Origin of the sequence: Yersinia thracica, from assembly GCF_902170565.1 — a bacterium.
GTDB lineage: Bacteria > Pseudomonadota > Gammaproteobacteria > Enterobacterales > Enterobacteriaceae > Yersinia > Yersinia thracica.
This window is the reverse complement of sequence record NZ_CABHXX010000077.1, coordinates 16,035-41,679: the sequence shown is the minus strand read 5'-3', so window position 1 is coordinate 41,679 and position 25,645 is coordinate 16,035. Positions and strand designations below refer to the sequence as shown.

The following is a 25,645-nucleotide window of genomic DNA, read 5'->3' as shown; positions in this document are numbered from 1 at the left end:
GCTAATGTTGCACCATACTCATAATATCCACACCAGCCAGATAGTTATCGTAGCATTATGCAATTGAATATACCGACTTGGCTTACCCTGTTTCGTGTTGTACTCATCCCATTCTTCGTTTTGGCGTTTTACCTGCCATTCGTCTGGGCTCCGATGGTTTGTGCCATCATATTCGTGTTTGCAGCAGCAACCGATTGGTTCGATGGCTTTTTAGCCCGGCGCTGGAAGCAAACAACCCGTTTTGGGGCTTTTCTTGATCCTGTTGCGGATAAAGTTATGGTGGCCATCGCATTAGTGCTGGTTGCTGAATATTACCATGTCTGGTGGATTACTTTACCGGCAGCGACCATGATTGCCCGTGAAATTATCATTTCTTCTCTCCGAGAATGGATGGCTGAAATTGGCAAACGCAGCAGTGTTGCGGTTTCATGGATTGGTAAGGTAAAAACAACTGCTCAAATGGGCTCATTAGTTGGGTTACTTTGGCGTCCTGACCACAATATTGAACTTGCGAGCTTTGTTCTACTCTACATTGCCGCGGTACTGACATTTTGGTCAATGTTTCAATATTTAAACGCTGCCTGGAAAGATTTGCTCGAACCTTGATCGAAGCGCCGGAAAAAGCAGCAAACGAACGAATTAGTCAGATAATTTTATTGACTCATCGCGTCAGGTAAGTAGAATGCATCGCATCAGACGGCAGCAACCAAATGTCGAAAGATAGCAAAAGAATCAGTAAGTTCTGATGTTGCGGGAATAGCTCAGTTGGTAGAGCACGACCTTGCCAAGGTCGGGGTCGCGAGTTCGAGTCTCGTTTCCCGCTCCAAATTAGTAGGTTGGCTATAAGCGAACCTCAGCAGTAAGGCAAAGAAGAATAAGGCGCGTTGGCAGAGTGGCCATGCTACGGATTGCAAATCCGTCTACCTCGGTTCGACTCCGGGACGCGCCTCCAGTTTTCCAGAGCCCGGGTGGTGAAATCGGTAGACACAAGGGATTTAAAATCCCTCGGCTTATGGCTGTGCGGGTTCAAGTCCCGCCCCGGGCACCATGGAAAATAGTATAAGTAAAACAAAGTAGTATGAGTATGTCGTTAACCGCCGTGAGGCGGTTTTTTTGTGCCTGAGATTTGGCGAAAACAGGAAAGTGGCGACAGAATGGCGACACCTTGGCGGCGAAGCTTTTTTGAGCAGGATTGTTTTACAGTGATTTAGGCGAAAAAAATCCCGCAAAAGCGGGATGAGAGCAGGGCAGATAGATTTATTTTTAGCTCTCAGAACATCACTTCTTGCCCACCATTTTGTGGGTGAGGTTCTACAGGGTTAATCTCACCGGGCTTCGATATTGAACGCATAAAGCTTTCCATCGTCACAAAGGTATGACCGCAATTCACATTGATGCACTGGTGATAGCGCTCTTTGGTTTCTGTGGTGATCTGGCTGCTGCTGCGGGTATGGGCTGCACTGTGGCATAAGGGACAATTGAACATGATCCGGACTCCGGCATCATCCCGGCTATGGCCGGTGTTAATGATAATTATGCGTGATTATTGATTAAAAATCATCATTCCATATCCAAATCATCTATTTTCACCTCTAATTCCAGCGCGGTAGTAAAGCCGCTATCACTCACGGAATGGGTCACGGTGACCAGCGTCCAATCAGCCTCATCAATCTGCTTTTTGAATCCGATCACCTTAACCGGCACTTCTGGATAGAGATCTGCGCGTCCCTTGGCAAGCTGAATAGAGAATTTTGCCGCGCCACGTTGCAGCCGTTCCCAATTCGATTTAGCTGCTCGCTGTGCATTGTGTTTGTTGGCGTAAGTGGTGCGCAAGGTCAGCACATTCTCATCAGTGCCGATCAAGTATTCGCCCTGTTTCTCTTCTGGTTCTTTTGGCTTGGCAGTAGTTGTTGCTTTACCTTTGCGCTTCCGCTTTACCTTTACCTCCGGTTTTTCGGTGGTGCGGGTATTAAGCCAGTTTGCCACCATGCCGGTATAAGCGCCCCGGTCAGCCATACTAAATTGATGACCATCGCCCAGGCTGCGGATAATCATCATCACCGGAATCGGTTTACCGCTGGCGGTTTTCGCCTGGCCCTGACGGATAAATAACAAATTGCCATTTTTCACTGTGGCAATAGCGCCGTATTGTTTTGCTAATCGGGTAATTAAATTGCCGTCTGATTCATTGGTTTGGTCTATATGGTCGACGGTTAAATCAGACATGGTTTTATTTAATGTAGCCGTGAGTTTATTGCGCTCGGCAATTATTTTAATCATCCCGCCAATGGTGGTTTTATGATAAGACTGGTCGCGGCGAATATTGAGTGTTTCACGGAAATCAGCACTGCGGGCGCGAATAGTCAGCTTATCCGGCGCGCCGCTGTGTTCTATTTCATCCACGGTGAACGTGCCTTTATCAATCAGCGCCGCCCCTTGCCAGCCTAGCGCCACTGCTATTTTAGCCCCGCGTCGGGGTAGCACTAATTGGCCGTCTGAATCATCCAGTTCTATATCAAGCTGATCCGCTTCAAAACCCCGGTTATCGGTCAGGGTTAAGGACATCAGGCGTTCTTTAATACCATCACTTTTATCTATTCCATCTACGGTAATAGAATAATCCGGCGCGTTATGGCCGTTATTTAACAGGCTATCTATCATCGTCATGATAATAATCCGCTGGCGGCATCAGAGACTTGAGAGGCGATATCGTCAAATTGCTGGGATAAATCACCAAACATCTCTTTTAATGATTCATCGGTACGTTTCAGTGTGAGGGTAAATTCAATTTTGCGTGCCGAGCCGTCACTGAAAAAGATACTTTTGGTACGGCTAAGACTCTCAATCACAAACATGCCGTGAATAGCACCGTTCCCCTCAATTAATGACCATGCCTTGCCGGTTTCAGCCATCAGTTGCAAGGCCATCAATGAGACCTTGCCGCCGGTCAATTCAGGGTATAACACGCCGGATAGGGTAATTGATTCTTCATCTGGCCCTAAAAACTGGCTTGACGGGCGTAAACCAATACGCGCATTGGACGGGTGACGCCATGCCATTTGATGCTGAAAATCTTGATAGGGGACGGTTTGCAGCATAAATACAAACATCCCTAACGCCATCATCATGTTATTACTCCTTAGTCGTCATGGTCTTGATAACTGCGGTTTGATTTACTTTGTGTCTGGCGCTGATAGGCCGCTAACTGGCGGGCTACCTCGCGCGCGATATCTTGCGCGTCATGTTGTGGTAGCGGGTAAATATTGATAATGGGCGCACCAGTGCTGACTTGGTTTTGCTGTTGGTTGCCGGATTGGCCGTTATTGTGATTGCGGTACTGCGCCGCTGGTAAACTATACGGATGCAGCGGGGCGGCGGCAGCTTGATAGCCACTAAATAGCATGGAAGCGGCAACCGCCATGGCGGCAGTATTGCGGCGGCCGGTAACTTGCGCCGGGCCGTTAATAATCTCCGGCCCATGCTCACCGACTACGCCAAATTTACCCAACGGGATAGTGCCGCCGTTATCATATTCACCGGTGTATTTCGCGGCGATATCAGCGGCACTGTTGCCCTTGGGGGCGGGTTTCCATGTAATACCGTAGTTGCCAGCGGCGGCAGCTAGCGCCGGATTACTCTGTGCCAGTTCGCGGGTTTTCTCGGAGCGCTGTTTCACTTCATCCAGTTTTTCCAGTACCCATTTAATGGATGAAATCAGCGCGTTAAGGGGGGTCATGGCAAAGCTGATACCATCGGCCAGAAATTTACCGAAAGATTTACCGGCATCGGCAGCGCTGTTTAAATCGGCGGTGGTGGATTGCACCGGCTCCAGTAATTTTTTAAACCAGTTCCACACGCTTTTAACTGCATCGCCGATCCAGTCAAACACCGGCCCCAGCGGTTTCAATGCCTCTTTAATTGGGGCGGCGGCTTGCATAAAGCCATCCACTACACCGCCTAAAAACGCCTTAATCGGATTCCAATACTTGTAAATCAGCAAGCCCGCACCGGCGATGGCCGCACCAATCAGGCCGATAGGGCTGATTAAGATCCCGAACATGCCCCCTAAGCCGCCAAGAGCAAAGCGCAGGAATTTAAGCGGAGATTTAGCCAGCCAGCTAACGGCATTGCCCAACATTTTAAAACCGCTGATAGCGGATTTAACCGGAGAACGCACCACATTAACCAGACCATTACCCAGCCCTTTAAGGGTGGCAATCGCCGACTGCCCGCCATTTTTAGACAGGGTAAGCAGTGAGCGGCTAAAGTTGCCGATCTGTTGGGTGGTGATGGGTGTGGTGCTCGCCAGTTTGGACATACCAAACGACAGTTGCGGCAACAGCCGAATACCTAATACCGAGGTGGTAAAACGCAGTAGAGCAAACGGCCCCAAGATACCGACAACAGCGATAGCCAATGCGCCAAATGCGGCGGTAGCAATAGCGACAGCGGTACCCACCTGCACAATGCCAAGGCTGATTTTTGGATGCGCTTTGAGGAACTCGGCCACACCGTGCATAAACTCGGTAATGCTTTTAGCTGTTGACCTAAGCCATGCGTCATTTTTCTCAAACAGTTCAACGCTGACGTTTTCCAGGGCGGCATGAATAATAGTCATGTCGCCTTTTAAGTTGTCCAGCTTGGTCGCTGCCACGCGCGCCGCCTCGCCATCATACTCACCGGGCTGACCGCGCATCTTATCCAACGAGCCATTACCGGCAGCGTGCATCAGCACGCCAAAACCGGTCACGGCATATTGCCCGGCGATGCTCTTAAAGATAGCCCCGCGCTCAACGTTGCCCATTTTAGCGGTTTTCTCATTGATATCTTTGAGGATATCCACCAGATCACGCATATTGCCGTTTTTATCGGCCGTCTTAACCCCTAAATCTTTAACGGTACTGGAGCCACCAATACGGCTTAAGATGCTACGCATGGTGGTACCGGCCTGACTACCCTGAATACCGGCGCTACCTAGCATGGCGGTAGACGCTGCGACTGTCTCCAAACTCTGCCCGTATTCGCGCCCAACGCCGCCAGAATACTTCATGGATTCGCCCAACATCGGAATATCCACGTTATTCCGGGTAAACAGGGCGGTGAGCACATCGGCCACCCGATCCATTTTCTCCGCCGGTATCCCCATCGCGGTTTGAATATTGGACGCGATATCGGCGGTGGTACCCAAATCGATATCACCGGCCGCCGCTAAATTCAGCATGCCCGCCATCGCCCCAACAACCTGTTTCGGGCTGTAGCCGGTGCGGCCAAGGTAATATTGGCCCTCGGCGACTTGCAGGTCGGTAAATTTAGAGGAGAGCGGCAAGGTACGGGCCTGATGGCGCATCGCTTGCATTTCAGGCGAGTTTTTATCTTGAATGCGCGTTACCGCTTGGGTGCCGCTCATCATGGCGTCAAATTCATAGCCGACATGTAAAGCATTCCCTATCCCACGGCCCATGGCGCGGCCGGTGGAGAGCGAGGTGTAACCCAATCCGGCGGCAATGGCTTTGCGCTGATTGCTGCTATCAAAGCGGTTGCGGGCAGCACTAAGGCGCTGTTGCTGCTGCGCTTGCTGCTCTAACCGGCGCTGTTGCGCGGTCAGCGCGGCGGTGGTGCTGGTGATATTGGCTTTAAGGGATCGCTGTGCCTGGCCTAATCGGTTAGTGGCAATGCCGTTGCTTTGCAATGCGCTGCGCTGGGTATGTAGCGCGGTGCGTAAATCATTGTATTTTTGTTTTAGCTTGGCGGCGGCTTCACTGGCGCGCTTAAACTCTCTGGTTTGTTTCGCGGTGGGTGCGACGCTGTTTTTTAATTCATTAGCAAGCTGGCGCGCTTTATCGCGGGCGGCGGCCAATGCCTGAGCGGCACCATTAACCGCCGCTTTGTTCTTACGAAAACCCTCAATGTTAGCCGCCTGGCTATTGAGTTGTTTTAGTTCTTGTTTGGAATTTTTAATCGATGCGGCCAGCATCTTATTACTGGCCAACATAGATTTAAATGGCTTGGTAACTTTATCGATGGCACTTAAAGAAACCTGCAAGCGGAGGTTCTTATCACTCATCACTGCCCCCGTTACGGATAATGGCCTTATGTCGCCACTCTAAAAGCTCGCCTACAGTCATCGGATCGGTGGCTGATGGCGGCCAATGGAATACCACGGCAATATCAGCCATCAAATCATCAACCGTTAAACTGGTAGGTAATCTGACCTGACCGAGTTCGGTAAGAAAAAAAGTGCCAGCGCCTGAGACAATGCATAAATGTCAGCCGGATCAAGATTGTTGACTTCCGGCACGGTCAGATTGGGCGTGGTAATACGAGGTAATACTCTAATTAATGCATCAACGTCGGTTTCCATCAGCGCTTGCAGCCTGACACCGCGTAATGCGCCAGCATTGGGTTTATTTACCGTCACTTCGGTGATGGTGGTATTACCTCGGACAATGGGGACGTCCAGTGTGATCACATTAAATTGGGGTTCTGTCGTGTCTTTTTTCATAGTAATTATCCGATTAAAAGTTAGGAGGTTTGCCCCCGAGTGCGACGGGGTGACTGTTCCTACGGGCGCTCCGGCGGCCTAAGCCGCTACGACCCGAACGGAACTTTTCCCCATCGATGGGCTATCGTGACTCGTCATCCACTCTCTGATGGGGGTATTAAAGGCCGATATTGCGGCGGTGGGCTTCCAACATATCGACGCCGTTGACCATTTCGACCATATTCACAATATCGACCTCGATCAGCACTTCGCCGTCCCAGGTCAATTTGTAATAGGTATTTTTGGTGGAAATCTTGGTGGTGGTGTTATCACCTTGCTTGCTGTCGCCGCCGTCAATTTCCTCATGGCGGCCGCGCATCACAATTTCTACCGCGTGGGTTTCCCCGGTATCGTCGCGCTGATAGGAACCCGCAAAGCGCAGTAACACCCCATCGACCTTGGTCACGCCCCACTGCTTGTAGATTTCGGACTCTATACCGCCCAGTGTCCAATCAACATCTAGCGCACCATCGGCCAGCCCCAAATCAACCTTGGCGCTGCCGTTCATCCCGCCACCGCGAAACTCTTCAAATTTGCGGCTGAGTTTGGGCAAGGTGATCGATTCAACCACCCCTTGATAGCTGTTCCCGTCATTGAATACATTCAGGAACTTAAGTTTGCGTGGTAATGCCATGATTAAGCTCCTTAGCTATTAACGGCGGCGGCGAAATTAGCCAGGTAACGATCGGTAATGCGCTGGCGCAGAGTTAAATCTTCCAGCGGCGGTACCGGTGTATAGTCGTAATCAATAAACAGGCGGCCCGCTTTAAGGGTGTCTTTATCGTTCACGCTATCGTCGTACCAGCAGTCGCCATCAATCAGATAACCCAATGATTTCAATTCACGCATTTTGGCGCGAATGCCCTCAATAATGTCTTTTGCCAGTGACGGGGTAAGCGGCTTATCGTTAGCCCACATATGCGCCTCGGCCATGGTGTCAGCTAATACCTGTGCGGTGCGGGTGTAGTTCTCAAAGGCAAATAGCGGATCATCAGAGCAAGAGCGGGAACCCCAAAAACGGTAACCGTCCTTGCGGATCAGAGTGGTAACGTCTTTGCTGTTAAGCAAATTGGCATCAGTGGCGCTGTTTTGCAGATCCCAGAATACATCCGCACTAATCCCGGTAACGCCATTGACGCCCACGTTAGACAGGGATTTATGCCAGCCTGTGTCATTATCAATCTTGGCACGCAAGCCCAAGGCGCGGGCCGTGGCGTAAGCAGTAGTTTCGGCGTTGGCGACGGTATCCCAACTGAGGAAATCCGGCCAAATCACCATCGCTTCACGCTGGCTAAAGTTATCACGGTAAATAATGGCTTCTTCTTTGGTTTTACAACCATAGGCGCTGATGTAGGCAAAGGCACGTAGGCTCTGAGCAATGGCAAGCAGTTCAGTGGCAACCGCTTTGGTGTCATGACCTGGCACCCCCAAAATGCGCGGTTTGACGTCAAACTTACCCTGGGCGGCTAACAGCGCTTTCATGCCGGTATAACGGCCATCGGGTGTTATTCCGCCAATAATATTGGACGTGGTTTCAGCTTCGGTTTCACCTTGAGCTACACGGACAACGATAGTGACGGGTTTGGTTTGGTCGCTGATAGCGTCCAGTGAATGGGCTAATGTGCCAGTTTCACCAGCCTTGCCGCTGGCGGCTAACACATCGGTGAGTAATACCGGGGTATTTAATGGAAATACGGTGGCGTCAGCATCATCGGAGGTACAAACCATCCCGACCACCGCCGTACTGGCAGTGCGGATCGGGCGAGTGCCTTCGCTAATTTCAATGACGCGCACACCGTGGTGGTAATCGGTTGCAGACATGCGGTTTTCTCCGGTTAAGCGTTCATTCGCTATGATGCCGGATAATTAGGCGCGGGGCAGTGGGTGGGGGTTGTGTGAGGGATGGCACAAAAAAACAGATACACAGATTCAGCGATATTCTCCGCATAAAAACCGACTACATCACGAATATGAGTACTATGCAGTGTTTCGTGTTGTAGCCGGTTTTTGCAGTGTAACCTTTATATCTCATTGTATTTACGGTTCAACTCCTACAGATTCAAAGTCATTGTAGATAGGTTAACCATCAATAAATCCATTCCAGTGGTGACCTATCTGTTGTGTTAGAGGGCGAACGCTAATTCTAGCGGCTCCTCGCTATCCCGCAGATAAGTGCTACGTAACGCATCAATTTGTTGCCACAAAATAAGCGAAAGAATCTCTTTAGCATCGGCCCGATCAACGGAAATGATGGCGTAAATCAACGCACGGCAGTGATCGATAAGTTCTTCTACTTCGCAGGGGGTGTCATCGTACATAGCGCACCTCCGGCAGCAGAGGGTCAGATGAAGAAACAGGTGTGGGAATAACAATGATATTGCTGGTCAATAATGATAGGCGTCTAGTCGTCAAATCCATGATGACTACCTCTCTGTATGAGTTTTTAAACTCACCACCTTGAGGTTCCAATCTCTTTATGGGTGGTGAACTGGGCAGGGTTGGAACTACCGGTCAACAGAGAATCCGGCGCATCTTTCGATGCCCCTGCCCAGCTCACCATTGTTTTACAGATGTAGCCGTGCCTGCACATAATAACCGACTAGGCAGTCATGCGCCCTGTTGAAAACGGGGTTCCAAACCCGACAGCGGATTTTGCCGCTGCGGCGTGACTATAGCCCAGCGAAGTTCTACCGTGCAATCAGCCAACATCACTTTAGGACAAACATTTTTTGTGGAAAAATAGGAGGTTATCGTGGTGATGCGTTAAAGAATGGATGAGGCAACAAAGAGTAAGAAATAAAAAGGGAAAGGAGTGATAAACAGCGTAAACAGACGACGTTTAAGGCAACATCGCCTGTTAAAAGTAGGGATTTAACTAGCAACTTAATGGCAAATTTGTGCCAGTTCTTCTTCTCTCAGACCTGTCATTTTCATTACTGTGGCACGGTCAAGACCATTGGCTAACATGGTACGGGCAATTTTCAGAGTGGCATTCTTCTCGCCCCTTGCTTCACCCCTTGTTTCACCTTTTTGTTCCAGTTTTTGTGCAATTGTCATCAGTGACTCCTCATGCTGCGGTAAGCGGTTGGCCAGGCTGCGGAGGAACGCTTCTGGGTCTGCCGTATCACCAACCTGTATGATGTAATTTATCGCCGCTTTTAGTTGATCTTCTGTAGTGTAACCACTTGCTATCAGCATGACCAGTTGATCCGATAATTCGGATAGGTCACGTTGACGAATGTGTTTCTGCAACAGCTCCAGAATGGCGACATGCTTATGTGTCATGATTTCGTCATCGGGGATAACGGTCACATCAATCAACGGAAAGTTGCCGCCATATAGCTGTCCGGCAAGTGTGGGTACGCTGAACGCTTGTAACCAGCTCATGGGATACGGATACGGCGTGACCATGCCATGATAGAACAACATGGGAATGACCAGCGGCAATTGGTCGTGTCCGGCATCAAGATGACTCTGCATAGCGGCAATAGCGTAGCGCATCATGCGAAAAGCCATATGCTTATCAGGGGAACTTTGATGTTCAATGAGGGCGTAAACATAACCGTCCCCCGCAGTCGTTTTGAGCGAGTAGAGCACGTCCGAGTAGCAAGCGCGCAGGTTGTTTTCAATAAAACTGCCAGATTCCAGCCGTAAGGTGCTCAGGTCACAAAGTTGCCGCAATTCAGGTGGCAAATGGAACTCCAGCAGGTCACACGCCGTCGCGGGCTGGGTCATAAAATTCTTAAAAAGTGCATCATGGGGGGTAGGGGTCGTTTTCATCGGGCGATAATAGTCATGGTGATCAGTGTGAGCAATCACTCCGCACCACTTTAGGACAAACATTTTTTCTATTTAAAATAATGAGTTATCGATATAAATAAGAAAGAACAAACAATCACAGCGCGGAATAAATAAGGTACGAAAAATAGCAGAAATAAGGCGACATCAACGCGACATCGCCCGTTAAAATTATGGTTTTTCCGGCCAGTCAATATCCGGCGCGGCGTTTGAGTCAATGCGCATTAGCGCGACACGGTACTGTTTGAGTGCCGCCAATTGCTGAATATCAGTCTGTTGATTATCCATTGCGATGGCGTCGAGTAGGATGTTGATGTGCTCCGAAACCTGCTTTATCAGCGCGGTTTTTTGTTGGACGGCGGCGGCAATATGGCTGGCTTTTAATGCCTGTTGATCGACTTTCCAGGCGGTTCCCGTCCATCGATCAAATTCATGTGTTGGCTGAATCAGTGTTTTATTGTGTGGCATGGGGCCGAGCGCAGAAATGATGGATTCAGTTTTGGTTTCAATGTCATACACCGTTTGATGGCGATGGTCTGCTACTGTTATCCACTGGTTTTCCGTCAAATCTCTCACCAATGCCATGCCGGTTTTAGGCTGGATGACTGGCGCGTCAGCCACCGAATGAGCCGGTAAGCCGACGCCGAGCGGCAAGTACTCCATATCCGCACTGGTGTATTCCAGACTACCCGCATCATAGTGATAGAGCGTTATCCACCCCGCCTGACTGGCGAGTTGACGGTCATCCAAGATGGCCGGTTGCACCGTAAAGTCATATTTCATTAGATCGCCCTCAAGATATAGCAAAACGCAATATTGCGTGGTCGGGTTTCGGCGGCGGTGCGCACCACGCGGGAGGCGTCAAAATCAAAGCTGCCACAATGGGTGATGTCGGTATGGTGTGGGGTGTTGTCGTTGCCGACAGAGTGCGTTTTCGCGAAAGCACCAGTGAAATTGCTCTCTGCTGCGCTGCCGAGGCTTTCCGATACGCCACGGATACCACCGGTGATATTTTGCAGCGCGTCGGTTTGTGCGCTTAACAGGGTGCGACTGGTATCAATGCCGCGCCCGTCATCAAATCCACGAATAAACTCACCGCGCAAATCGGGTAATTTATGAGTCGGATATAAGGTTGCCAGCGTGGGGTAACGGTAGGGATAAAATGCTGCGCCGTTGCATTTTAAATAGCCAGCCGGTGGCGTGGTGCCTGGGTAGGGCAGTGGGATGCCGATGGGCGTTAGTGTATCGCTGCGACTGGTGACGATATCTATCCATTCCCGCCATTGACCATAGGAGCGCAGGCGATAAGCTATTTTTGCCGCAGTGTGGGTATTATTGGTGGAGAAAATGAACTGGTGGGCGGTTAACGAGTCATTTTGAATATGCTGAATGGTCGCATCACCAAAGCCCTCGGGCTTATCGGCAGCGTATTGATTGACACAGTACATGCCGGTTTTTGTCAGCGCATTGATCCCCGCCGAGGCAATAATGCAGGAGCCGCCCCAGCCAAAGGCCCCGACCGCCATGAGTTCATCTTGCGCATTACCGACATTTCTGGTGGCCGCAGAGCCTAATTGCAGGTTTTTCCGCGCCGCCTTTTTATCGATAAGCTCATATAAGTTTTGGCTGACGAGGAGATATTGCGGATGAGGATAGGGGGCGTCGAGATGGTCGCGCATCAATGTCATCGCCGCCCTTACCGCTTTTTGCACCGCTTTTGGCGTGGCGGCTTCGGTCTCAATTTTGCTATCGATGGCGTTACTTAATCGCGTAAAACCTTTGGCGTATAAGCTAGCATCGGGATGGTTGCATGAGTTTTCATGAGCAATCATTAACTCATCGATATAGGTTTTGACCTCAATCGCTTTTTCATCCGCATAGTTTCGCGCGGTCAGTACCGCTGATGGGATAATTTTCAGTATCACTGACGCGGTGCTGCTGACCATGAATATCATACGAATCAGTTGGGTACGGCCACTGCCTTCCTGCATTTGCGGCTTATAGCTTTCCGGGCAATTGGCGATGGCAATTAATTCCCCGGCTTTATTCAGCAAGCCAATCTCCCGAATCCACCACCCGCCCTCAATCTCAGAGATAATCTGTTCCGCAATAATCTGACGGGGATTGCTCGGGTCAATCGTCAGGGCACTAAGGGCGGCGCGGCGCTGTTCATTCACCAACTGAGTTTGTGCCGGATCGGGTGTCGGCAGGGTGCCGCCGCCATCCCCGACCGCCATGTGAGTTATCTCTAAACGGGTGCCTAACGCGGTGGCGCTCGCCAGTCTGGCCGTGCCGATATGGGTTAATAAGGCAAAGTATTTATTTGTCATATTGAGTCCATTCATAGGGGTAAATGGTCATTTCGTCGCTGTCATAGCTGGCGGCGCTGATGGGGATTGCCCCGTTAACCGCCAAATTAATCGACAGGCCATTCAGATGGCGACTGCACGGTTTGGCATCGTCTATCAACCGCTCCAACTCAAAATACATTTCCTCGGTAATACCGGTTTCCAACACACCTACATCAAGGCGAAAGGTGCCGGGGGTTTCGTTGGTTTTCCACCATTCGATCACCCGAATAAGGTAGCCGAGCGGCTCTACCACGCGGCGCAATGCGCCAATGGTGCCCTTGCGTTTATGCACAGTGTAAGAGGCTTTAACCACTGCCCGTTTTGTGGCTTCCGGCCATTTTTCATCCCAGCGATCCACTGACCACGCCCACGCTAAATAAGGCAATAAGTCCAACGGGCAGGTGTCAGCGTTCCACAGTTGGCGTAATGGCACGTCAATATCCGCCATACGGGCGCAGGCTTGGGCGGCGGCAATTTCCAACGGGGTAGAGCCAACCGGCAATAGGCGTTTATTCATCGGAGCCTCCCGCCGTCAAGGTATAGCCGGTGCAGTGAGCGGCTTGCGTTCTATCCAACACCACATCTGCCAGCGGCGCGACCAGCTCTACCCGCTGCACCCCCTCAACATGCAGCGCGGCGTAAATGGCAGATTGGCGAATATCCCTGCCTAAGCGGCGTTGGGTGCTGATATAGGTTTTTAGCCTGGCTTCGGCGGCGGCGCGGATCGGTTCGGCTTCTGGCCCCGGATAAAAATAGAGCGTGGCGTCAATCTGGTATTCCACGATAGCGGCAGAATTGACGGTTAACCGATCCGCCACCGGCCGCACGTTCTCATCGTTTAGCACGGTAAAAACTTTATCCAATAAATCTTGTGCGGCTACGCCATTGCCCTCGCGAGAGAGCACCGTGACGGTAACGCAAGCGGGGGATGGGCTGATTGCGGAGGCGTCAGCAATCCGACCATCTGCACTGCGAGCATGATATTCGTAAGCGCCGGTTGGCCCGGCTACGCTCAAACCCTCAAAGGCCTGCGGGATACGCATACGGAAATCGTCGTCAGATTCCATCACTGCGGTAATCGGCGGGATAGCATCTGGATTGGCTGGCGTGATGGTCAGTCGCGCAATACCATTATTTGCGCCGAGGTGATCTAAATCACTCCCCATCGCATGGGCCACCATCACCGCTTGCGCCCCCTCATTGACACGCTGACGCAACAGCAATTCACGGTAAGCACTTTCCTGCAACATTTTCACGATGGGTTCGGACTCAAATGACAGCGTTAGTCGCACCGCGTCTTGTTGGTCAGCCGGATATAGGGAGATATATTCCTCTTTGCGCACGGCAAGTAGGCTTTCAAAATCCAGTGATTCAATCACCAGCGGGGCTGGTAACTGGCTTAAATCAATGATCGCCATTATTGGCCTCCTAGTGGCACGGCCAAACTCAACCGGCTATCGCTATCGGTACGGCTACCGGATAAATCCACTATCATCTGGCCGTCAATCTGGGTGGTGATACTGATGGCATTTAAAGTCACACGCGGCTCCCAGCGCATCACCGCGCCATACACCGCCGCCATCATTTTGAGGCGCAGAGCGGGATTTTGCGGCTGGTCGATTAGGGTTGATAGTAAGGAGCCATAATCACGGCGCATCACTCGCGAGCCTTGCGGCGTGGTCAGAATGTCACTGATTGACTGGCGAATATGGTCAATATCTCCGATGTTTAAACCGCTGTTGCGGTTCATACCGATATATTTATAGCTTGTCATTTTACCCCCTCAGTCCAGCTTCCGCCGCGCTGCACGCCGCCGTGGTCATGCTTATCGACCACCACGCCATTGGATGAAAACTGGCCGCCGGAATGTTCAATATTGCCGGTCATTTTGCCGCCTTGTTTCACTTCTAAGGTGGCGGTCGCCAGATGTTGAGTGCATTCCACTTCGGGTGTATCCAGGGTGATTTTGACTGATGCGGTACAGGTGATATTGGGGGCGGTAACATCCACCGATTTACTGGCCTCAATCACCGCCGTGGCTATGCCGGTGACAGCCAGGTGACTGCTTTCCGGCTCATACTCAAAACGCGCACCATCGGGAAAAGTGATCACCATGGCGTCAGCCGATTGTGATGGCGCAGGATTGGCATCCGAAAAGATGGCGGGCAGCACAAAACCGGTGGTGAGTTCACCGCCGATACTCAACACCATGACTTGTTCACCCTTGGATGGGGCAGACCAAAAACGCACCCGACCGGCGCGGAGGGTGAGCCAATTGAGCCAATCGGTTTCAAGGTTGCCTATTTTAACCCGGCACAGTCCGTTGGCGAGGTCGACGTCTGAGACGATGCCAATACGAATAATGTTAGCCAGCAGGCGTTTAAGACCAGCAATAAGGATATTCATGCGGCCAGTGTGCCGCCTACGGGCGCGCGCGGCATGTGATGAGTTTTGTGTGGGGGATGGCACAAGAGAGAACAAATTTTAACAATAATAAGAAACCTTGAGTGAGGCTTCTTATTATTTATTATCGTATTTTTTGCTTACTTACCATTCTGGTAATCAGCTAATATTTCTTCTGTCATAGCATTTATTTCTTTATCTGAAATCAGCTTTACAACAGCGGATTCCATTACGCTTGTTTTATCTCCATTAATTTCTAATGCATCATTCATCATTGCAGCGATAGTTAGGTGAAAATAAATTAGCTTCTCTTCATCATAAGATTCAGTCTCATCATCAAAAATAACATGATAAAAATCTGACATGAGAGCTAAAAGGGATGCTGTTTCCTGTATGTCAACTTTATCACCTGCAACCATTACTGTCAGTTTCGTAAGATAGAAAGATGATTCGGCTAGCTGTATACCATTTGCCCGCAAAAAAGATGCACATGAAATAAACGCTGTTCTTTTGTTAGCATCAGCAAAGGCATGTGACTTAGCTATAGAAATTAGATACATGGCCGCAAGTTCAAATATATTATTGCAGTTATTGTAATGTTGATGATTTTCAACGCGGGCAAGTGCCCCAGCTAATTTTCCTCTATCAAAAACTGCACCTGTAGGAAGAGTAGTACTCTGGATTTTAATCACTTGATCAATGTTAAGGAAAATAAAGTCATCCATTACTTATCTTCCAAAGCTTTAATTGTCTCTGCGTGGCGCGCACGAACTTCTTTTACTGCGTCCTCTACAGATATTTTATTTTGTTTATTTATTTCGACTGCTGTTTCAGCTAGTTTTCTCAACGTACTTATTAATTCAGGGTCAGATGAATCCATAAAGGCTTTAACTTGTTGGCCTAAATTTTTATATATTGAGGCTATACCCAATGTGGCGTTGCCAGCATTAATCATGAATTTTTTCGCGGCGTCATTGAGTGTTAATACTGTAATCTGAGTCTCCGCAGGCGCAGCTTTTATTTCCGCTGATTTTAGTTTTACCGGTTCTTTCCCACGCTGAGTTACGAGAAATTCTTCTCCATTCCTTATTTCATCTAGCACATTGGCTAAATCTTGTCTAAGACGTGTATATGTTATTTCTTTCATTGGCTACCTCGGTATTCCTGCCATATCTATACGACAGGTTAGCATGTTGCCCGCCAAAACTCACTCTGTACATGTACATAATTTACCATATGAGAATAGCTGTGTTTAACAGGCTATTTAGCAAGCCACTCCAATGCCAGATCCCCAATCCATTCACTGTCGCCGTCAGTAAATCCCAATAACTGGCGGCGTTCGTATTTCACTGTTGGCCCGTTCTTTGTGACTTTATCCCGCAAGCCGTAGTGATGTACCCGCACCAGATTATTAACCTTGCCACTGAATGTAACGGCGGCCTCGTCGGCGTTGGATTCGTTTTTGATATAACGAGCGGTGCGCAGTTTGGTAAACATTTTGCGCTTGATGCGGCCTTGTTTATCACGGCGTTTTTTCTTGCGCGGAACAAAAGGGGAGCCGTCCGGGTTCTGCTGTGCCTGAATGTGTTTTTGCTGGCGCTGGCGTAACTCTTTAGCCACCTGACGCATAAATGCACCGCGCGCCTGTGGTGCCAGTTGCGCCAGTAAGATGGATAAAGCTTGGTCTAGCTCATGCAGGTCATTCATGCAGCCCATTCCGCCACGGTTTTACCGTCAACATTCACTTTGTAACTTTTGACAAAATGCTCCGGTGGCACTGGCTCATCAATATGGGTAACGTTTAATGTTCCGTCCTGCTCTTTGACAATCACCCGCTCAGTGAGCTTGATATCAATACTGATATCGCGCACTTCATTATCCAGATAATCCACCTCAAAGGTGAAACCATCCTGACGTTTATCGGGATTCGCCATGATATCCGGCTGATGGGTGCGCAACCAATGCAGGATCGGGACAACAATCAAATCAATGCTATCAGCATAATCGGTCACCACCAGATTTAAGGTGTACTGATACTCAAACGATAATGACGGGGCCAGCGTGGCAATAATCGCCCCTTTATCAATAAACACATGTAAGCAATCTGGATTTTGCTTGATATACGGCACCGCCTTTAAAATAGCGCTACGCAGCGAATCAGGCTTTAACATTGGCAGCCCCTTGCTGGCAAGTTAGCACTGTATCAACTTGCGCCGCGCAAGCGTGTAACGCTGCTTCCAACTGGTCAATGTCGTCGTTTAAATCACCGTTAGTGTGCGGTTCCGCTGCTGGAAATTGGCACTGCGCCACTCTCGGACAGCCATTGACGGTAATCTGCGGCCCCGGTGATGGCGGGGCGTCGGCGCAAGCGGATAATATCATCAGGCAAGGGAGCATCAGCCCAGCGGCGTAAGGTTTCATTTTCACGATATAACCTCTTGATTTGATTATTACGTTGCGCCAATAACTGATCTGTACTGGCAACCTGCTGGCGTAAATGCGCCTGTGCCTGATTGTTGGCGTTGGCGGTCAGTGCCAGGGCAATAAGTTGGCCGTTTTTACTGGCTGTCTCGGCCGCTTGCTGGTCAATAACCAGTTGCCGAGCCTCAGACAAGCGGTAGGTCTGTACGCCATTGGCGATCAGCAAGACGGCGGCAATCGTCCAGGCGAGCGGGGCTGTATTGATAATTGACATGGATTAGCCCGGATATTGACGGGCGGGCAATTGAAAATGCGGGCCGTCTTTAAAGGTTGTCCAGTTACCGCCCCATTCCACAGCGATCCCCAACTCGGCGGCGGCCTGTTTCATCGCGTCAGCCATTGGATAGAAATATTTCCATTCCCAGCTGACCTTGCCGTCCGGCAGCGGCACAATATCGACCGCATGGCCGGTTAAGTGGCGGCTGTTTAGGGTTTGGCTGGCTCCAGCCTTGACTAGTTCGCGCTGGCGCTCCAGCGTGCGGCGTCCCTCAATCACTTTAAAATCAATGGGGGTCAATTCCAGCGCGCGGCGCACCACTTTCACCAAATCAGGATGCACGCCGATCAGGTTGTTTTCGCTGGCTTTGCCGAAAATAAATTTATTGCTTGGCATCAGTGGCTCCCGTCTTTTTGTTAACAATTTTAAATACCAACTCACGAATGGTCTGCAAGCCGATTAGTCCGATAAGGCAACTGACAAATATCTCCACTTTCCCGGCGGCAACTTCGGTTAACGCGCCATTTAGCCAGGGAATGGCATCAATCAGGTGGATCAGCATCGGGGAAATTACCGGGCCGATATTGACGCCGACCAGCCCACACACCACGCCCTCGCCAATGCCCTCACGCAACTTACCGCCGCCCCACACTACGCGGCGAAACGCCACAATAAAGGCGACGAGAAAGCCGTTTATCACGGTTGAATGGGTAGAATAAAAGGCCAGCACCACCCCCACCCAACTTGGATCTTTTTCTGGCATTTTCATATCCGTTACCCCCTATGGGGAATTGTGCAATTAGTCCCAAAGTTGCAGGGTTTGCGTCTTTGTGGCGGCGCTGACTTCGGGCATTTCCACCGGATAACCGTGCGGTAAAGTTGGCCCGATATCCGCTAAACCCGGATTGGCCGCCAGCACTTTCTCAGTCACGCCCTCGGTGCGGCCGTAGTAGCGCCAACACATGGCGTCAAGGGTGTCGTACTGCTGGGCCAGAATGCGCATTAAATCAATTCCACTGTCATGCGGTTGATGGCCTGAATATCGTTAATTGCCCAGGCAGCATCACGGCGCAAATTATCAATGGTGGGTTCCAGTGAATCGGCCCGCTTGCCGCCAGTGCCGGTAGTATCAAAGCCACGAAAACGATCAGTTAAACGGGCTTGCATCAGGCAAAACACCGCCGTGCGGTACAACTGAATACGGGTACTTTCCTCATTCAGTTTTTCCGCTGGCACCTCCGCTGCTGACAGATAACCCTGTTTTTGCTGGGTTAAGCGCCAGACTGTCAGCCGATCATTCACTTCATTGATGGCAAACAGTGCCGCCTCAATCACGCGCGGCTGCGTAATAGTGCCGTCTTGGCGCGACTCTTCGCGGTACTGATTCAGGTCGATATCCGGCCAGAAACCGTCATTTTTAATGACCGTGTTTTCCGCGAGTTCCTCCGGTGCTGGCGCTTCTGGTGTCTGATTGGTGTTGATGACGATTTCCATGCTGACACTCGCAAAATAAACGGGCGGTGGACGCTGGCTTTATCAGGGTAAAAAATATCCTGACTTAGCTAGCGTGCCGCCCTCGCCGGGGCGTTTGGGTGATTAGGCTATTTTATTTGCCATTTTGGGCTTGGGCAGTGCTCGCACAAAAGTACGTGTACTTTTGAACGCCAATAAAGGCGGCCCGTAAGGGTGAGCGAAGCGAATAACCATCACGTACTACGTGTACGCTCCGGTTGCTCCGCGCTGTCCGCGTCCAAACTGCCTGCAACAATTACGCCTAATCGAATTTTTCTTAAGTGGCTTTAATCAGCTTCTCAAGATTCTTGATATCGGTTTTCACACCGCTGTTATCGTCCAGTTGCAGCGCCGTTTTCAGGTTTGCCAGCGCGAGAACGTTGTCGCCGTCCTGACGCAGGGCATAACCGACAAACTTAAGCAGCCGGGCGCAAACCATATCCGGCATATCCTGACCGGTGAGAATTTGCTGGGCGCGTAATAGCTGCGGAGTATCCAGCGGCTTTTGGTCGGTCAAGGTACGCTGTGCAATGGCGGCGACTTCCTCGGCAATCAGGCACGCGGTGGTGCGCTTAAAGCTATCCGGCGTCACCAAATCATGCTTGATGGCATACTCCGCAATATCCAGAGCGCGGGTGATATCGCTCACATCCAGATGCCAAATCAACATGCGCATCAGAATGTCGTCCTGCTCGCCGCTCCCTTGCGCCAGCACTCCCGCCACCCACGGAAGATAGGTGGGCAACATGCCTTGTTTAACTTCGGCTTTGCGGGCGATCGACTCAATACGGCCCAATTGGGCCATATCCTGCTGCAACTTGAATAACAACAGCTCGTAGTTGCTGGCATGGCTGAGGCTAGCCGCCTCGCTCAGTGAACCTGATTGTTGGGCCGCCACGAATAGCCGGTGGCGGCGAACGGGGTTAGTCATAGGAATTAACCCTCTTTTGGCACGGAGAAATCACCGAATTCAATGTTTTCAATCAGCGCCACGCCGTCAAAATCTTCAACCACATAGGCTTCATTGACTGACTCATAGTTTTCAATGCGATCGCGTTTTGGATTGTCGATAATGTGGCGGCGGCGGGTGCCGTCTTGCCAATAAATAGACAGGTTATCCAACCGGGTGATCAAGATGGCATTAGCCGGGAAAGAGGGCGCACGCACTGCGGGCAAACCGCCAATACGTTTTTGACTGATAATTAAATCAGCGGCCAGTGCTTCGCTGTTCGGCTGTTCCTGATTGACGATCGGGAAGTATTTATCTGCCAACAACTGACGGCCAACAATCACCACCAGTTCGGTATCGTCCTGGTACCACGGCTGAATCAGCTCATCAGTGGCGGCCATCACCAGCGCGTCAAGATTGTGGAAGTCGCCACCCTTGCCGATGCGGATTTTGGGCGAAATGACACTGCCTTGCTCATCAACCACTTTATCCATCACCTGCCCGGGAGCATCTTCACGAATGCCTTGTAGCCAGCCACGGCTTACATCTTCCAGTAGCTTATTAACGGTATGATCGGAGGTTTTTGCGCGGTGAGTACCGTTGAAACCAATCATGATGCGATCGAGTGCCTGGCGTTTCACAATGGCATCACGGATACGGGTTTGAAAATCAGGGAATTTAGCCCACATATCCAATTTGATATAAGCCAGCGCGGTATCAAAGTTAGTCTGAGTACAGTTGTATTTTGTCCCATCCAGACCGCTGGGATCGGAGGCTTCACGCTCTTGCTTTGAGGTGTCAGTGGTGCTGGCAATCGGGCGATCAATGCTTAAGCCAACCTTTTCACCCTCTTTTTCATCTACTGGATAGATGTTTATTTTTGACAGGAAAACACTGCTTTCCTGTTGTTTGGTTTCCAGTTTTTGCGCAATGGACGGCTCAACGGTAAATTTCGCGCTGATATCCTCTTTATTGTCCAAATTGTTCAGTTTGGCGACTTGCTGCAAAAACTGGTTGTACTTAAATCGGGTGGTTTTTTTCATGTGAAATTAAATCCTTAACGTAGCAAGCGTAATAAATTAGCAATCCGTCAAAATGGCACTGTCATTGCCGGTTGAGCGCTCGCGCTGGGAGAAGTTGCGATCTGTTTTACTGAGTGTGGTTTTAAGCTCGGCAAGCTCTTGATTTGTTGCCTCACTGGCGGTTTTTAGCTCAGAAAACTGCTGTTCCAGTGCGGTAAGGGCGTTAAATTTCCCCTCAACTTGTTGCGCGACCAATCCAACCGCCTGATGCACATCATTAAAACGTGCGTCATCACCGGTTTGCTTTTTGGTAAACATGGTTTTGATGGTGGTCAGCAGGTTGGTTTTAACTTCCTGCTCGGCTTCGAATTCAAGGTTGATTTCGGTGGCTTCGGTAAAAATGGCGTCAGACTGACTTTTGCGCGATGCCAGCGGGCTATGTTCGCTTTGCGCGCAGAATGTCAGCATTTCAGCACCTAATGAGGCCGGGGTGTCAGTAAAACCAATGCCGGTTAAATAGGCTTTGCCGGTATCCGCGAATTTCTCAATATATTCAATGCTGGAGTAGACCTTTTGCCGCGCCTGACGCAGTTTTACCAGATCGTCAGTGGCATCTACCTGGACAAGCAGCGCTAATTTGCCTTTCAGTGGCCCGTCACTGATTTCTTCATATTTGGCCGCTGTGATATCGCCATAGGCGCGGAACTGGCTATCAGGTAAAGCGCTCTTGATATGTTCCAGATTGGCGCGCGAGCCACGAAATGCCGGGTTGTAGCTTTCGGCCATTTCAATGATATGGGCGCGGGGGACATGGCGGCCATCACTGGTGGCACCCTCCACCACGGCACGGAAAAACTTGGATATTGGCATGTGATTGATTCCGGTCTGATTCGATAGTAGTGACCTATGTTGGCGACCGGCGACCAACGGAACAATCAGGCGCTGTTGTGCCATGGCTGGCACAAGGTGTAATGCGGGATGGAGGCGGTGCGGATAGGTAGCCTTGCCGTAATTAAGCAATAAAACAGGCTATTTCACATGGAAAGCGTTGTTATCAATGCCGATTTAGATCCCCGTCGTCAAGCCATGTATCTGTATTGGCAAGGGCTGCGTATCGCCCGAATTGCGGAAATGATCGGTGAGAAAGCCGTCACGGTACACAGTTGGAAGCGCCGCGACAAGTGGGACGCGTACGGGCCATTGGATCAGATGCAGCTGACCACGGCAGCGGAATATTGCCGCCTGATCATGAAGCCTGTCAAGGAGCCGAAAGACTACAAAGAGATTGATTTGCTGGGCCGACAAGCCGAGCGTCACGCTCGCATTGGTAAATACAATGATGGCGGCAACGAGGCCGATCTCAACCCCAATATTGAGAAGCGCAACAGCGGAACACGCAAGGCACCGCAGAAAAATATATTCAGTGAGGCGCAAGTTGCCAAACTGAAAGATATTTTCAATGAATCCATGTTCGACTATCAGCGCAACTGGTATGAAGCTGGTTTATCGCCTGATTTCCGCATCCGTAACTTTTTGAAATCGCGCCAAGTCGGTGCAACCTACTTTTTCTCTTGGGAAGCCTTGCTTGATGCACTCGACACTGGCCGCAACCAAATGTTTGTTTCTGCCTCAAAAGCACAGGCGCATCAGTTTAAAAATTATATTGTGGCGGCCGCTCGTCAGGTGGATGTTGATTTGCGCGGTGAGGTAATTATTTTGCCTAATGGCGCTGAAATGCATTTCCTCGGTACCAACGCCAGCACCGCACAGGGCCGCCCCGGCAATCTCTATCTGGATGAATATTTTTGGATACCCGGCTTTCAGAAGTTACGCCGTGCCGCATCGGGTATGGCCTCACAGAAAAGATACCGTTCTACCTATTTTTCTACTCCCTCCAGCACCTCACATGAGGCTTACCCGTTCTGGGCTGGCACGCTGTTTAACAAAGGCAAGGCCAAAGATAAGCGCATTGAAATTGATGTCAGTTATCCACGGCTGGCGGCGGGCCGGTTGTGTGAGGATAAACAGTACCGCCAGATTGTCACTATTGAGGACGCACTGAAAGGCGGCTGCGACCTGTTTGATATTGATGAATTACGCAATGAAAACAGTGATGAAGATTTTGAAAACCTGTTTATGTGCGGCTTTATTGATGATAACGCCTCCACGTTCAAACTGGCCGAAATGCAGCGTTGCATGGTGGATAGCTGGGAAAAATGGACAGACGTCAAACTGCTGGCGTTACGCCCGTTTGGTGATCGGCCGGTGTGGATTGGCTACGACCCGGCCAGCACCGGTGATAGTGCCGGTTGCGCCGTTATTGCGCCGCCAGTGGTGGCGGGCGGTAAATTCAGAGTATTGGAGCGCCACCAGTGGAAAGGGATGGATTTTGCCGACCAGGCCAGCAATATCAAAAAAATCACTGAGCGCTATAACGTCACCTATATCGGCATTGACGATACCGGTCTGGGCCGCTCCGTGACGCAATTAGTGCGGCAATTCTTCCCGGCGGTGAACGCCATTCACTACAGCTTAGAAATGAAAGCTGACCTGATTTATAAGGCCAAAAATATTATTCATGGCGGCCGCCTGGAGTTTGACGCGGGCTGCATTGATATTGCCACCGCGTTTATGTCGATCCGTAAAACCATGACTGCCACTGGCCGCAACGCCACCTTTGTCACTGACCGCTCCAAAGACGTCAGCCACGGCGACGTGGCATGGGCCATTATGCACGCCTTATTCCATGAGCCTCTTGAGGGCATTAACAGTAATAACACCAGTGTGATGGAGATATATTAATGAGTAAACGCAACAGGAAAAGTCGCCCGACCAAAGTAACAACAGCCATAGCAGGCAATAGCACCCCACAAGCCGAGGCGTTTACTTTTGACGACCCGATCCCGATGATGGACAGGCGCGATATTCTGGATTATCTGGAATGTGCAGTGATGGATCGCTGGTATGAACCGCCAGTGTCATTTAACGGCCTGGCGAAATCCTTTCGTGCGGCCGTGCATCACAGTTCGCCTATCTACATGAAACGTAATGTATTGGTTAGTCTGTTTGAGCCGCACCGGCTGCTATCCAAGCAGGATTTTAGCCGCTATGCGCTGGATTTTTTGGTATTCGCCAACTCGTTTTTAGAGGCCCGCTATAACCGGCTGGGCGGCATCATGAAACTGGTCCCCAGCCCGGCCAAATATACCCGCCGAGGGGTGGATCTGGATACTTACTGGTATGTCTCATCTTATGGCAACCCACACCCATTTGAAGCCAATAGCGTTTTTCACCTGTTAGACCCGGATATTAACCAAGAGGTCTACGGCGTTCCTGAATATCTCGCCTCGCTAAACTCAACTTGGCTTAATGAGGCTGCCACGCTTTTTCGCCGCAAGTATTATCTGAATGGCAGTCACGCCGGATTTATTCTGTATATGAATGATGCCGCCCATAAACAGGAGGATATCGACGCCTTACGCAAGGCGTTGAAAGAGTCCAAAGGGCCAGGCAATTTTCGTAATCTGTTTATGTATGCCCCAGCCGGTAAAAAGGATGGGATACAGGTGATCCCACTGGCAGAAGTGGCCGCCAAAGATGAATTCGCCAGCATTAAGAATGTCACCCGCGACGACCAGTTAGCCATGCAACGGGTACCTCCCCAATTGATGGGCATCCTACCCAACAATACCGGCGGCTTTGGCGATGTGGAGAAAGCCGCGCGGGTATTTGCCATTAACGAGCTGGCCCCCTTGCAGGAAAGACTGATGGAAATTAACGATTGGGTAGGGGAGGAAGTTATCAGATTTAAGCCCTATGAATTACTCGCCAAACAAGAATAAATTCAATTTATGCACACACTAACCGCCTTTTATGAAGTGAACCCCATATGTTGGACACTTTATCTGGCGGCTTTGTGCCTGATCAGCCAACCATTTAGGCCCAATGGTAGCGAAGCTGCGATTGGCAACATTTGGGCTATGTCACAACCAAGCGCTTTCGTACATCCAAAACAATGCGGTCCGAAAATAAATTCGTTACGTGTCGCAATTAATTTAAATAACTTACGTTTTGTAGCCCTGCCAGTTACCCGAACTAGACCTAAATTCGGGTGGAATGCAAATTTATTGTGATATCCATCACAATAAATAATAAATTTTCTTAGATTTTGTTAACCCGTGCGGATTATTGTTCCGGCGTAAATACGCTAAATTTATCAAGGAAAATGATATGTATAAAATTATAGAACTGATTAAAGCTACTAAAAAATCTCCTAAGCCGACACAAAAAGTGAACGGCAAAGATATGTATGTTGGTGGTGCTGGGTCAGATCATAGTTCACATTGCCAGGGTGGCGGTGGTTGGTAAGAA

33 protein-coding genes, 3 tRNA genes and 1 pseudogene are annotated in these 25,645 nt (G+C 50.2%); 7 read left to right on the top strand and 30 right to left on the bottom strand.

Annotated elements, in window-relative coordinates; genetic code table 11:
• The first annotated feature begins 57 nt into the window (after positions 1 to 57).
• The 4 genes from pgsA to FTA91_RS10755 all read left to right on the top strand — a co-directional run bounded on the left by pgsA (position 58) and on the right by FTA91_RS10755 (position 1,048).
• Complete coding sequence (pgsA, locus tag FTA91_RS10770) at positions 58 to 606, top strand: CDP-diacylglycerol--glycerol-3-phosphate 3-phosphatidyltransferase (RefSeq protein ID WP_038633627.1); 549 nt, start codon at positions 58 to 60, stop codon at positions 604 to 606.
• A gap of 144 nt (positions 607 to 750) precedes the next feature.
• Positions 751 to 826 (top strand) — tRNA-Gly (locus FTA91_RS10765).
• A 52-nt stretch (positions 827 to 878) separates the two neighbouring features.
• Positions 879 to 952 (top strand) — tRNA-Cys (locus tag FTA91_RS10760).
• A gap of 10 nt (positions 953 to 962) precedes the next feature.
• Positions 963 to 1,048: transfer RNA gene (locus FTA91_RS10755), tRNA-Leu, on the top strand.
• Positions 1,049 to 1,270: 222 nt separating this feature from the next.
• On the opposite strand, the gene FTA91_RS10750 is transcribed toward FTA91_RS10755, so the two are convergent.
• The 30 genes and pseudogenes from FTA91_RS10750 to FTA91_RS10605 all read right to left on the bottom strand — a co-directional run bounded on the left by FTA91_RS10750 (position 1,271) and on the right by FTA91_RS10605 (position 22,228).
• On the bottom strand, positions 1,271 to 1,486 hold the full coding sequence (locus tag FTA91_RS10750; protein WP_145583326.1) for an ogr/Delta-like zinc finger family protein: 216 nt from the start codon (positions 1,484 to 1,486) through the stop codon (positions 1,271 to 1,273).
• Between the two features lie 74 nt (positions 1,487 to 1,560).
• Positions 1,561 to 2,667 (bottom strand): phage late control D family protein, encoded by a 1,107-nt coding sequence (locus tag FTA91_RS10745; protein WP_413081218.1) that lies wholly within the window; start codon positions 2,665 to 2,667, stop codon positions 1,561 to 1,563.
• A complete protein-coding gene (locus tag FTA91_RS10740; RefSeq protein WP_050115555.1) occupies positions 2,664 to 3,128 on the bottom strand; it encodes a phage tail protein in 465 nt (154 codons plus the stop codon). The genes FTA91_RS10745 and FTA91_RS10740 overlap by 4 nt, the downstream gene beginning before the upstream one ends.
• Positions 3,129 to 3,139: 11 nt before the next feature.
• Positions 3,140 to 6,064 carry a phage tail tape measure protein gene (locus FTA91_RS10735; RefSeq protein ID WP_145534582.1) on the bottom strand — a complete coding sequence of 975 codons (2,925 nt, stop codon included), beginning with the start codon at positions 6,062 to 6,064 and terminating at the stop codon, positions 3,140 to 3,142.
• Positions 6,057 to 6,176 (bottom strand): GpE family phage tail protein, encoded by a 120-nt coding sequence (locus FTA91_RS10730; RefSeq protein WP_049530285.1) that lies wholly within the window; start codon positions 6,174 to 6,176, stop codon positions 6,057 to 6,059. The genes FTA91_RS10735 and FTA91_RS10730 overlap by 8 nt, the downstream gene beginning before the upstream one ends.
• 14 nt (positions 6,177 to 6,190) lie before the next feature.
• Positions 6,191 to 6,502, bottom strand: a complete 312-nt coding sequence (locus FTA91_RS10725) for a phage tail assembly protein (RefSeq protein WP_145583324.1) — start codon at positions 6,500 to 6,502, stop codon at positions 6,191 to 6,193.
• A 157-nt stretch (positions 6,503 to 6,659) separates the two neighbouring features.
• Positions 6,660 to 7,175 (bottom strand): phage major tail tube protein, encoded by a 516-nt coding sequence (locus FTA91_RS10720; protein ID WP_049648478.1) that lies wholly within the window; start codon positions 7,173 to 7,175, stop codon positions 6,660 to 6,662.
• Between the two features lie 11 nt (positions 7,176 to 7,186).
• On the bottom strand, positions 7,187 to 8,362 hold the full coding sequence (locus FTA91_RS10715; protein ID WP_145583322.1) for a phage tail sheath protein: 1,176 nt from the start codon (positions 8,360 to 8,362) through the stop codon (positions 7,187 to 7,189).
• Between the two features lie 302 nt (positions 8,363 to 8,664).
• Complete coding sequence (locus FTA91_RS10710; RefSeq protein WP_050298085.1) at positions 8,665 to 8,859, bottom strand: hypothetical protein; 195 nt, start codon at positions 8,857 to 8,859, stop codon at positions 8,665 to 8,667.
• Between the two features lie 131 nt (positions 8,860 to 8,990).
• Entirely contained in the window at positions 8,991 to 9,101 is a 111-nt protein-coding gene (locus FTA91_RS10705; protein ID WP_072079170.1) for an ash family protein, read from the bottom strand.
• A gap of 323 nt (positions 9,102 to 9,424) precedes the next feature.
• Complete coding sequence (locus FTA91_RS10700) at positions 9,425 to 10,321, bottom strand: Rpn family recombination-promoting nuclease/putative transposase (RefSeq protein ID WP_072088421.1); 897 nt, start codon at positions 10,319 to 10,321, stop codon at positions 9,425 to 9,427.
• A gap of 189 nt (positions 10,322 to 10,510) precedes the next feature.
• Positions 10,511 to 11,122: a tail fiber assembly protein gene (locus tag FTA91_RS10695; protein ID WP_145534573.1), complete on the bottom strand. Its 612-nt coding sequence runs from the start codon at positions 11,120 to 11,122 to the stop codon at positions 10,511 to 10,513.
• The gene (locus FTA91_RS10690) at positions 11,122 to 12,669 is read right to left on the bottom strand and encodes a phage tail-collar fiber domain-containing protein (RefSeq protein WP_145534570.1); all 1,548 of its coding nucleotides are present in this window, start codon (positions 12,667 to 12,669) and stop codon (positions 11,122 to 11,124) included. Before FTA91_RS10690 ends, FTA91_RS10695 begins: the two co-directional genes overlap by 1 nt.
• Positions 12,659 to 13,207: a phage tail protein I gene (locus FTA91_RS10685; RefSeq protein ID WP_145583320.1), complete on the bottom strand. Its 549-nt coding sequence runs from the start codon at positions 13,205 to 13,207 to the stop codon at positions 12,659 to 12,661. The genes FTA91_RS10690 and FTA91_RS10685 overlap by 11 nt, the downstream gene beginning before the upstream one ends.
• Positions 13,200 to 14,108 (bottom strand): baseplate assembly protein, encoded by a 909-nt coding sequence (locus FTA91_RS10680; RefSeq protein WP_145583318.1) that lies wholly within the window; start codon positions 14,106 to 14,108, stop codon positions 13,200 to 13,202. Before FTA91_RS10680 ends, FTA91_RS10685 begins: the two co-directional genes overlap by 8 nt.
• Positions 14,108 to 14,464 (bottom strand): GPW/gp25 family protein, encoded by a 357-nt coding sequence (locus tag FTA91_RS10675; protein ID WP_145583316.1) that lies wholly within the window; start codon positions 14,462 to 14,464, stop codon positions 14,108 to 14,110. Before FTA91_RS10675 ends, FTA91_RS10680 begins: the two co-directional genes overlap by 1 nt.
• Complete coding sequence (locus tag FTA91_RS10670) at positions 14,461 to 15,096, bottom strand: phage baseplate assembly protein V (protein ID WP_145534557.1); 636 nt, start codon at positions 15,094 to 15,096, stop codon at positions 14,461 to 14,463. The genes FTA91_RS10675 and FTA91_RS10670 overlap by 4 nt, the downstream gene beginning before the upstream one ends.
• A gap of 137 nt (positions 15,097 to 15,233) precedes the next feature.
• Entirely contained in the window at positions 15,234 to 15,818 is a 585-nt protein-coding gene (locus FTA91_RS10665; RefSeq protein WP_145534554.1) for a type II toxin-antitoxin system death-on-curing family toxin, read from the bottom strand.
• The gene (locus FTA91_RS10660; RefSeq protein WP_145534551.1) at positions 15,818 to 16,240 is read right to left on the bottom strand and encodes a type II toxin-antitoxin system Phd/YefM family antitoxin; all 423 of its coding nucleotides are present in this window, start codon (positions 16,238 to 16,240) and stop codon (positions 15,818 to 15,820) included. The genes FTA91_RS10665 and FTA91_RS10660 overlap by 1 nt, the downstream gene beginning before the upstream one ends.
• A gap of 113 nt (positions 16,241 to 16,353) precedes the next feature.
• Positions 16,354 to 16,800 (bottom strand): phage virion morphogenesis protein, encoded by a 447-nt coding sequence (locus FTA91_RS10655; protein WP_145534547.1) that lies wholly within the window; start codon positions 16,798 to 16,800, stop codon positions 16,354 to 16,356.
• Positions 16,797 to 17,264 carry a phage tail protein gene (locus FTA91_RS10650; RefSeq protein WP_145583314.1) on the bottom strand — a complete coding sequence of 156 codons (468 nt, stop codon included), beginning with the start codon at positions 17,262 to 17,264 and terminating at the stop codon, positions 16,797 to 16,799. Before FTA91_RS10650 ends, FTA91_RS10655 begins: the two co-directional genes overlap by 4 nt.
• Positions 17,251 to 17,451, bottom strand: a pseudogene (lysC, locus tag FTA91_RS20220) (Rz1-like lysis system protein LysC); the annotation flags it as partial. The gene FTA91_RS10650 and the pseudogene lysC, both read right to left, overlap by 14 nt.
• Positions 17,363 to 17,788 carry an Rz-like lysis system protein LysB gene (gene lysB / locus FTA91_RS20320; protein ID WP_145583310.1) on the bottom strand — a complete coding sequence of 142 codons (426 nt, stop codon included), beginning with the start codon at positions 17,786 to 17,788 and terminating at the stop codon, positions 17,363 to 17,365. The gene lysB and the pseudogene lysC, both read right to left, overlap by 89 nt.
• Before the next feature lie 3 nt (positions 17,789 to 17,791).
• Positions 17,792 to 18,187, bottom strand: a complete 396-nt coding sequence (locus tag FTA91_RS10635) for a M15 family metallopeptidase (RefSeq protein ID WP_145534536.1) — start codon at positions 18,185 to 18,187, stop codon at positions 17,792 to 17,794.
• Positions 18,174 to 18,560 carry a phage holin family protein gene (locus FTA91_RS10630; RefSeq protein WP_145534533.1) on the bottom strand — a complete coding sequence of 129 codons (387 nt, stop codon included), beginning with the start codon at positions 18,558 to 18,560 and terminating at the stop codon, positions 18,174 to 18,176. Before FTA91_RS10630 ends, FTA91_RS10635 begins: the two co-directional genes overlap by 14 nt.
• A 30-nt stretch (positions 18,561 to 18,590) precedes the next feature.
• Positions 18,591 to 18,794, bottom strand: coding sequence for a tail protein X (locus tag FTA91_RS10625; RefSeq protein ID WP_145534530.1), 204 nt, complete (start codon positions 18,792 to 18,794; stop codon positions 18,591 to 18,593).
• Positions 18,794 to 19,285: a head completion/stabilization protein gene (locus tag FTA91_RS10620; protein ID WP_145583308.1), complete on the bottom strand. Its 492-nt coding sequence runs from the start codon at positions 19,283 to 19,285 to the stop codon at positions 18,794 to 18,796. The genes FTA91_RS10625 and FTA91_RS10620 overlap by 1 nt, the downstream gene beginning before the upstream one ends.
• 295 nt (positions 19,286 to 19,580) lie before the next feature.
• Positions 19,581 to 20,234 (bottom strand): phage terminase small subunit, encoded by a 654-nt coding sequence (gpM, locus tag FTA91_RS10615; RefSeq protein ID WP_145583307.1) that lies wholly within the window; start codon positions 20,232 to 20,234, stop codon positions 19,581 to 19,583.
• 5 nt (positions 20,235 to 20,239) lie between these two features.
• On the bottom strand, positions 20,240 to 21,295 hold the full coding sequence (locus tag FTA91_RS10610) for a phage major capsid protein, P2 family (protein ID WP_145583305.1): 1,056 nt from the start codon (positions 21,293 to 21,295) through the stop codon (positions 20,240 to 20,242).
• A gap of 36 nt (positions 21,296 to 21,331) precedes the next feature.
• Entirely contained in the window at positions 21,332 to 22,228 is an 897-nt protein-coding gene (locus FTA91_RS10605; RefSeq protein ID WP_235896847.1) for a GPO family capsid scaffolding protein, read from the bottom strand.
• Between the two features lie 84 nt (positions 22,229 to 22,312).
• Here FTA91_RS10605 and FTA91_RS10600 point away from each other — a divergent pair, with 84 nt between their 5' ends.
• The 3 genes from FTA91_RS10600 (at position 22,313) to FTA91_RS20095 (ending at position 25,642) form a co-directional block, all read left to right on the top strand.
• Entirely contained in the window at positions 22,313 to 24,076 is a 1,764-nt protein-coding gene (locus FTA91_RS10600) for a terminase large subunit domain-containing protein (protein WP_145583301.1), read from the top strand.
• Positions 24,076 to 25,116, top strand: a complete 1,041-nt coding sequence (locus tag FTA91_RS10595; protein WP_145583299.1) for a phage portal protein — start codon at positions 24,076 to 24,078, stop codon at positions 25,114 to 25,116. Before FTA91_RS10600 ends, FTA91_RS10595 begins: the two co-directional genes overlap by 1 nt.
• 388 nt (positions 25,117 to 25,504) lie before the next feature.
• Positions 25,505 to 25,642, top strand: coding sequence for a hypothetical protein (locus FTA91_RS20095; RefSeq protein ID WP_186366576.1), 138 nt, complete (start codon positions 25,505 to 25,507; stop codon positions 25,640 to 25,642).
• The last annotated feature ends 3 nt before the right edge of the window (positions 25,643 to 25,645 follow it).

What these genes read in the sequence shown, in the direction of transcription:
- FTA91_RS10680 (WP_145583318.1), bottom strand. Translation starts at nt 14,108, where the DNA reads ATGGCGATCATTGATTTAAGCCAGTTACCAGCCCCGCTGGTGATTGAA.
- pgsA (WP_038633627.1), top strand. Translation starts at nt 58, where the DNA reads ATGCAATTGAATATACCGACTTGGCTTACCCTGTTTCGTGTTGTACTC.
- FTA91_RS10620 (WP_145583308.1), bottom strand. Translation starts at nt 19,285, where the DNA reads ATGGAAATCGTCATCAACACCAATCAGACACCAGAAGCGCCAGCACCG.
- FTA91_RS10740 (WP_050115555.1), bottom strand. Translation starts at nt 3,128, where the DNA reads ATGATGATGGCGTTAGGGATGTTTGTATTTATGCTGCAAACCGTCCCC.
- FTA91_RS10730 (WP_049530285.1), bottom strand. Translation starts at nt 6,176, where the DNA reads ATGGCTGATATTGCCGTGGTATTCCATTGGCCGCCATCAGCCACCGAT.
- FTA91_RS10735 (WP_145534582.1), bottom strand. Translation starts at nt 6,064, where the DNA reads ATGAGTGATAAGAACCTCCGCTTGCAGGTTTCTTTAAGTGCCATCGAT.
- FTA91_RS10665 (WP_145534554.1), bottom strand. Translation starts at nt 15,818, where the DNA reads ATGGATGACTTTATTTTCCTTAACATTGATCAAGTGATTAAAATCCAG.
- gpM (WP_145583307.1), bottom strand. Translation starts at nt 20,234, where the DNA reads ATGACTAACCCCGTTCGCCGCCACCGGCTATTCGTGGCGGCCCAACAA.
- FTA91_RS10595 (WP_145583299.1), top strand. Translation starts at nt 24,076, where the DNA reads ATGAGTAAACGCAACAGGAAAAGTCGCCCGACCAAAGTAACAACAGCC.
- FTA91_RS20095 (WP_186366576.1), top strand. Translation starts at nt 25,505, where the DNA reads ATGTATAAAATTATAGAACTGATTAAAGCTACTAAAAAATCTCCTAAG.
- FTA91_RS10650 (WP_145583314.1), bottom strand. Translation starts at nt 17,264, where the DNA reads ATGTTAAAGCCTGATTCGCTGCGTAGCGCTATTTTAAAGGCGGTGCCG.
- FTA91_RS10670 (WP_145534557.1), bottom strand. Translation starts at nt 15,096, where the DNA reads ATGAATATCCTTATTGCTGGTCTTAAACGCCTGCTGGCTAACATTATT.
- FTA91_RS10705 (WP_072079170.1), bottom strand. Translation starts at nt 9,101, where the DNA reads ATGGTGAGCTGGGCAGGGGCATCGAAAGATGCGCCGGATTCTCTGTTG.
- FTA91_RS10685 (WP_145583320.1), bottom strand. Translation starts at nt 13,207, where the DNA reads ATGAATAAACGCCTATTGCCGGTTGGCTCTACCCCGTTGGAAATTGCC.
- FTA91_RS10675 (WP_145583316.1), bottom strand. Translation starts at nt 14,464, where the DNA reads ATGACAAGCTATAAATATATCGGTATGAACCGCAACAGCGGTTTAAAC.
- FTA91_RS10605 (WP_235896847.1), bottom strand. Translation starts at nt 22,228, where the DNA reads ATGGCACAACAGCGCCTGATTGTTCCGTTGGTCGCCGGTCGCCAACAT.
- FTA91_RS10655 (WP_145534547.1), bottom strand. Translation starts at nt 16,800, where the DNA reads ATGAATGACCTGCATGAGCTAGACCAAGCTTTATCCATCTTACTGGCG.
- lysB (WP_145583310.1), bottom strand. Translation starts at nt 17,788, where the DNA reads ATGTCAATTATCAATACAGCCCCGCTCGCCTGGACGATTGCCGCCGTC.
- FTA91_RS10660 (WP_145534551.1), bottom strand. Translation starts at nt 16,240, where the DNA reads ATGAAAGAAATAACATATACACGTCTTAGACAAGATTTAGCCAATGTG.
- FTA91_RS10610 (WP_145583305.1), bottom strand. Translation starts at nt 21,295, where the DNA reads ATGAAAAAAACCACCCGATTTAAGTACAACCAGTTTTTGCAGCAAGTC.
- FTA91_RS10750 (WP_145583326.1), bottom strand. Translation starts at nt 1,486, where the DNA reads ATGTTCAATTGTCCCTTATGCCACAGTGCAGCCCATACCCGCAGCAGC.
- FTA91_RS10690 (WP_145534570.1), bottom strand. Translation starts at nt 12,669, where the DNA reads ATGACAAATAAATACTTTGCCTTATTAACCCATATCGGCACGGCCAGA.
- FTA91_RS10725 (WP_145583324.1), bottom strand. Translation starts at nt 6,502, where the DNA reads ATGAAAAAAGACACGACAGAACCCCAATTTAATGTGATCACACTGGAC.
- FTA91_RS10630 (WP_145534533.1), bottom strand. Translation starts at nt 18,560, where the DNA reads ATGAAAATGCCAGAAAAAGATCCAAGTTGGGTGGGGGTGGTGCTGGCC.
- FTA91_RS10700 (WP_072088421.1), bottom strand. Translation starts at nt 10,321, where the DNA reads ATGAAAACGACCCCTACCCCCCATGATGCACTTTTTAAGAATTTTATG.
- FTA91_RS10745 (WP_413081218.1), bottom strand. Translation starts at nt 2,667, where the DNA reads ATGACGATGATAGATAGCCTGTTAAATAACGGCCATAACGCGCCGGAT.
- FTA91_RS10715 (WP_145583322.1), bottom strand. Translation starts at nt 8,362, where the DNA reads ATGTCTGCAACCGATTACCACCACGGTGTGCGCGTCATTGAAATTAGC.
- FTA91_RS10695 (WP_145534573.1), bottom strand. Translation starts at nt 11,122, where the DNA reads ATGAAATATGACTTTACGGTGCAACCGGCCATCTTGGATGACCGTCAA.
- FTA91_RS10710 (WP_050298085.1), bottom strand. Translation starts at nt 8,859, where the DNA reads ATGTACGATGACACCCCCTGCGAAGTAGAAGAACTTATCGATCACTGC.
- FTA91_RS10720 (WP_049648478.1), bottom strand. Translation starts at nt 7,175, where the DNA reads ATGGCATTACCACGCAAACTTAAGTTCCTGAATGTATTCAATGACGGG.
- FTA91_RS10600 (WP_145583301.1), top strand. Translation starts at nt 22,313, where the DNA reads ATGGAAAGCGTTGTTATCAATGCCGATTTAGATCCCCGTCGTCAAGCC.
- FTA91_RS10635 (WP_145534536.1), bottom strand. Translation starts at nt 18,187, where the DNA reads ATGCCAAGCAATAAATTTATTTTCGGCAAAGCCAGCGAAAACAACCTG.
- FTA91_RS10625 (WP_145534530.1), bottom strand. Translation starts at nt 18,794, where the DNA reads ATGCGCATTCTGGCCCAGCAGTACGACACCCTTGACGCCATGTGTTGG.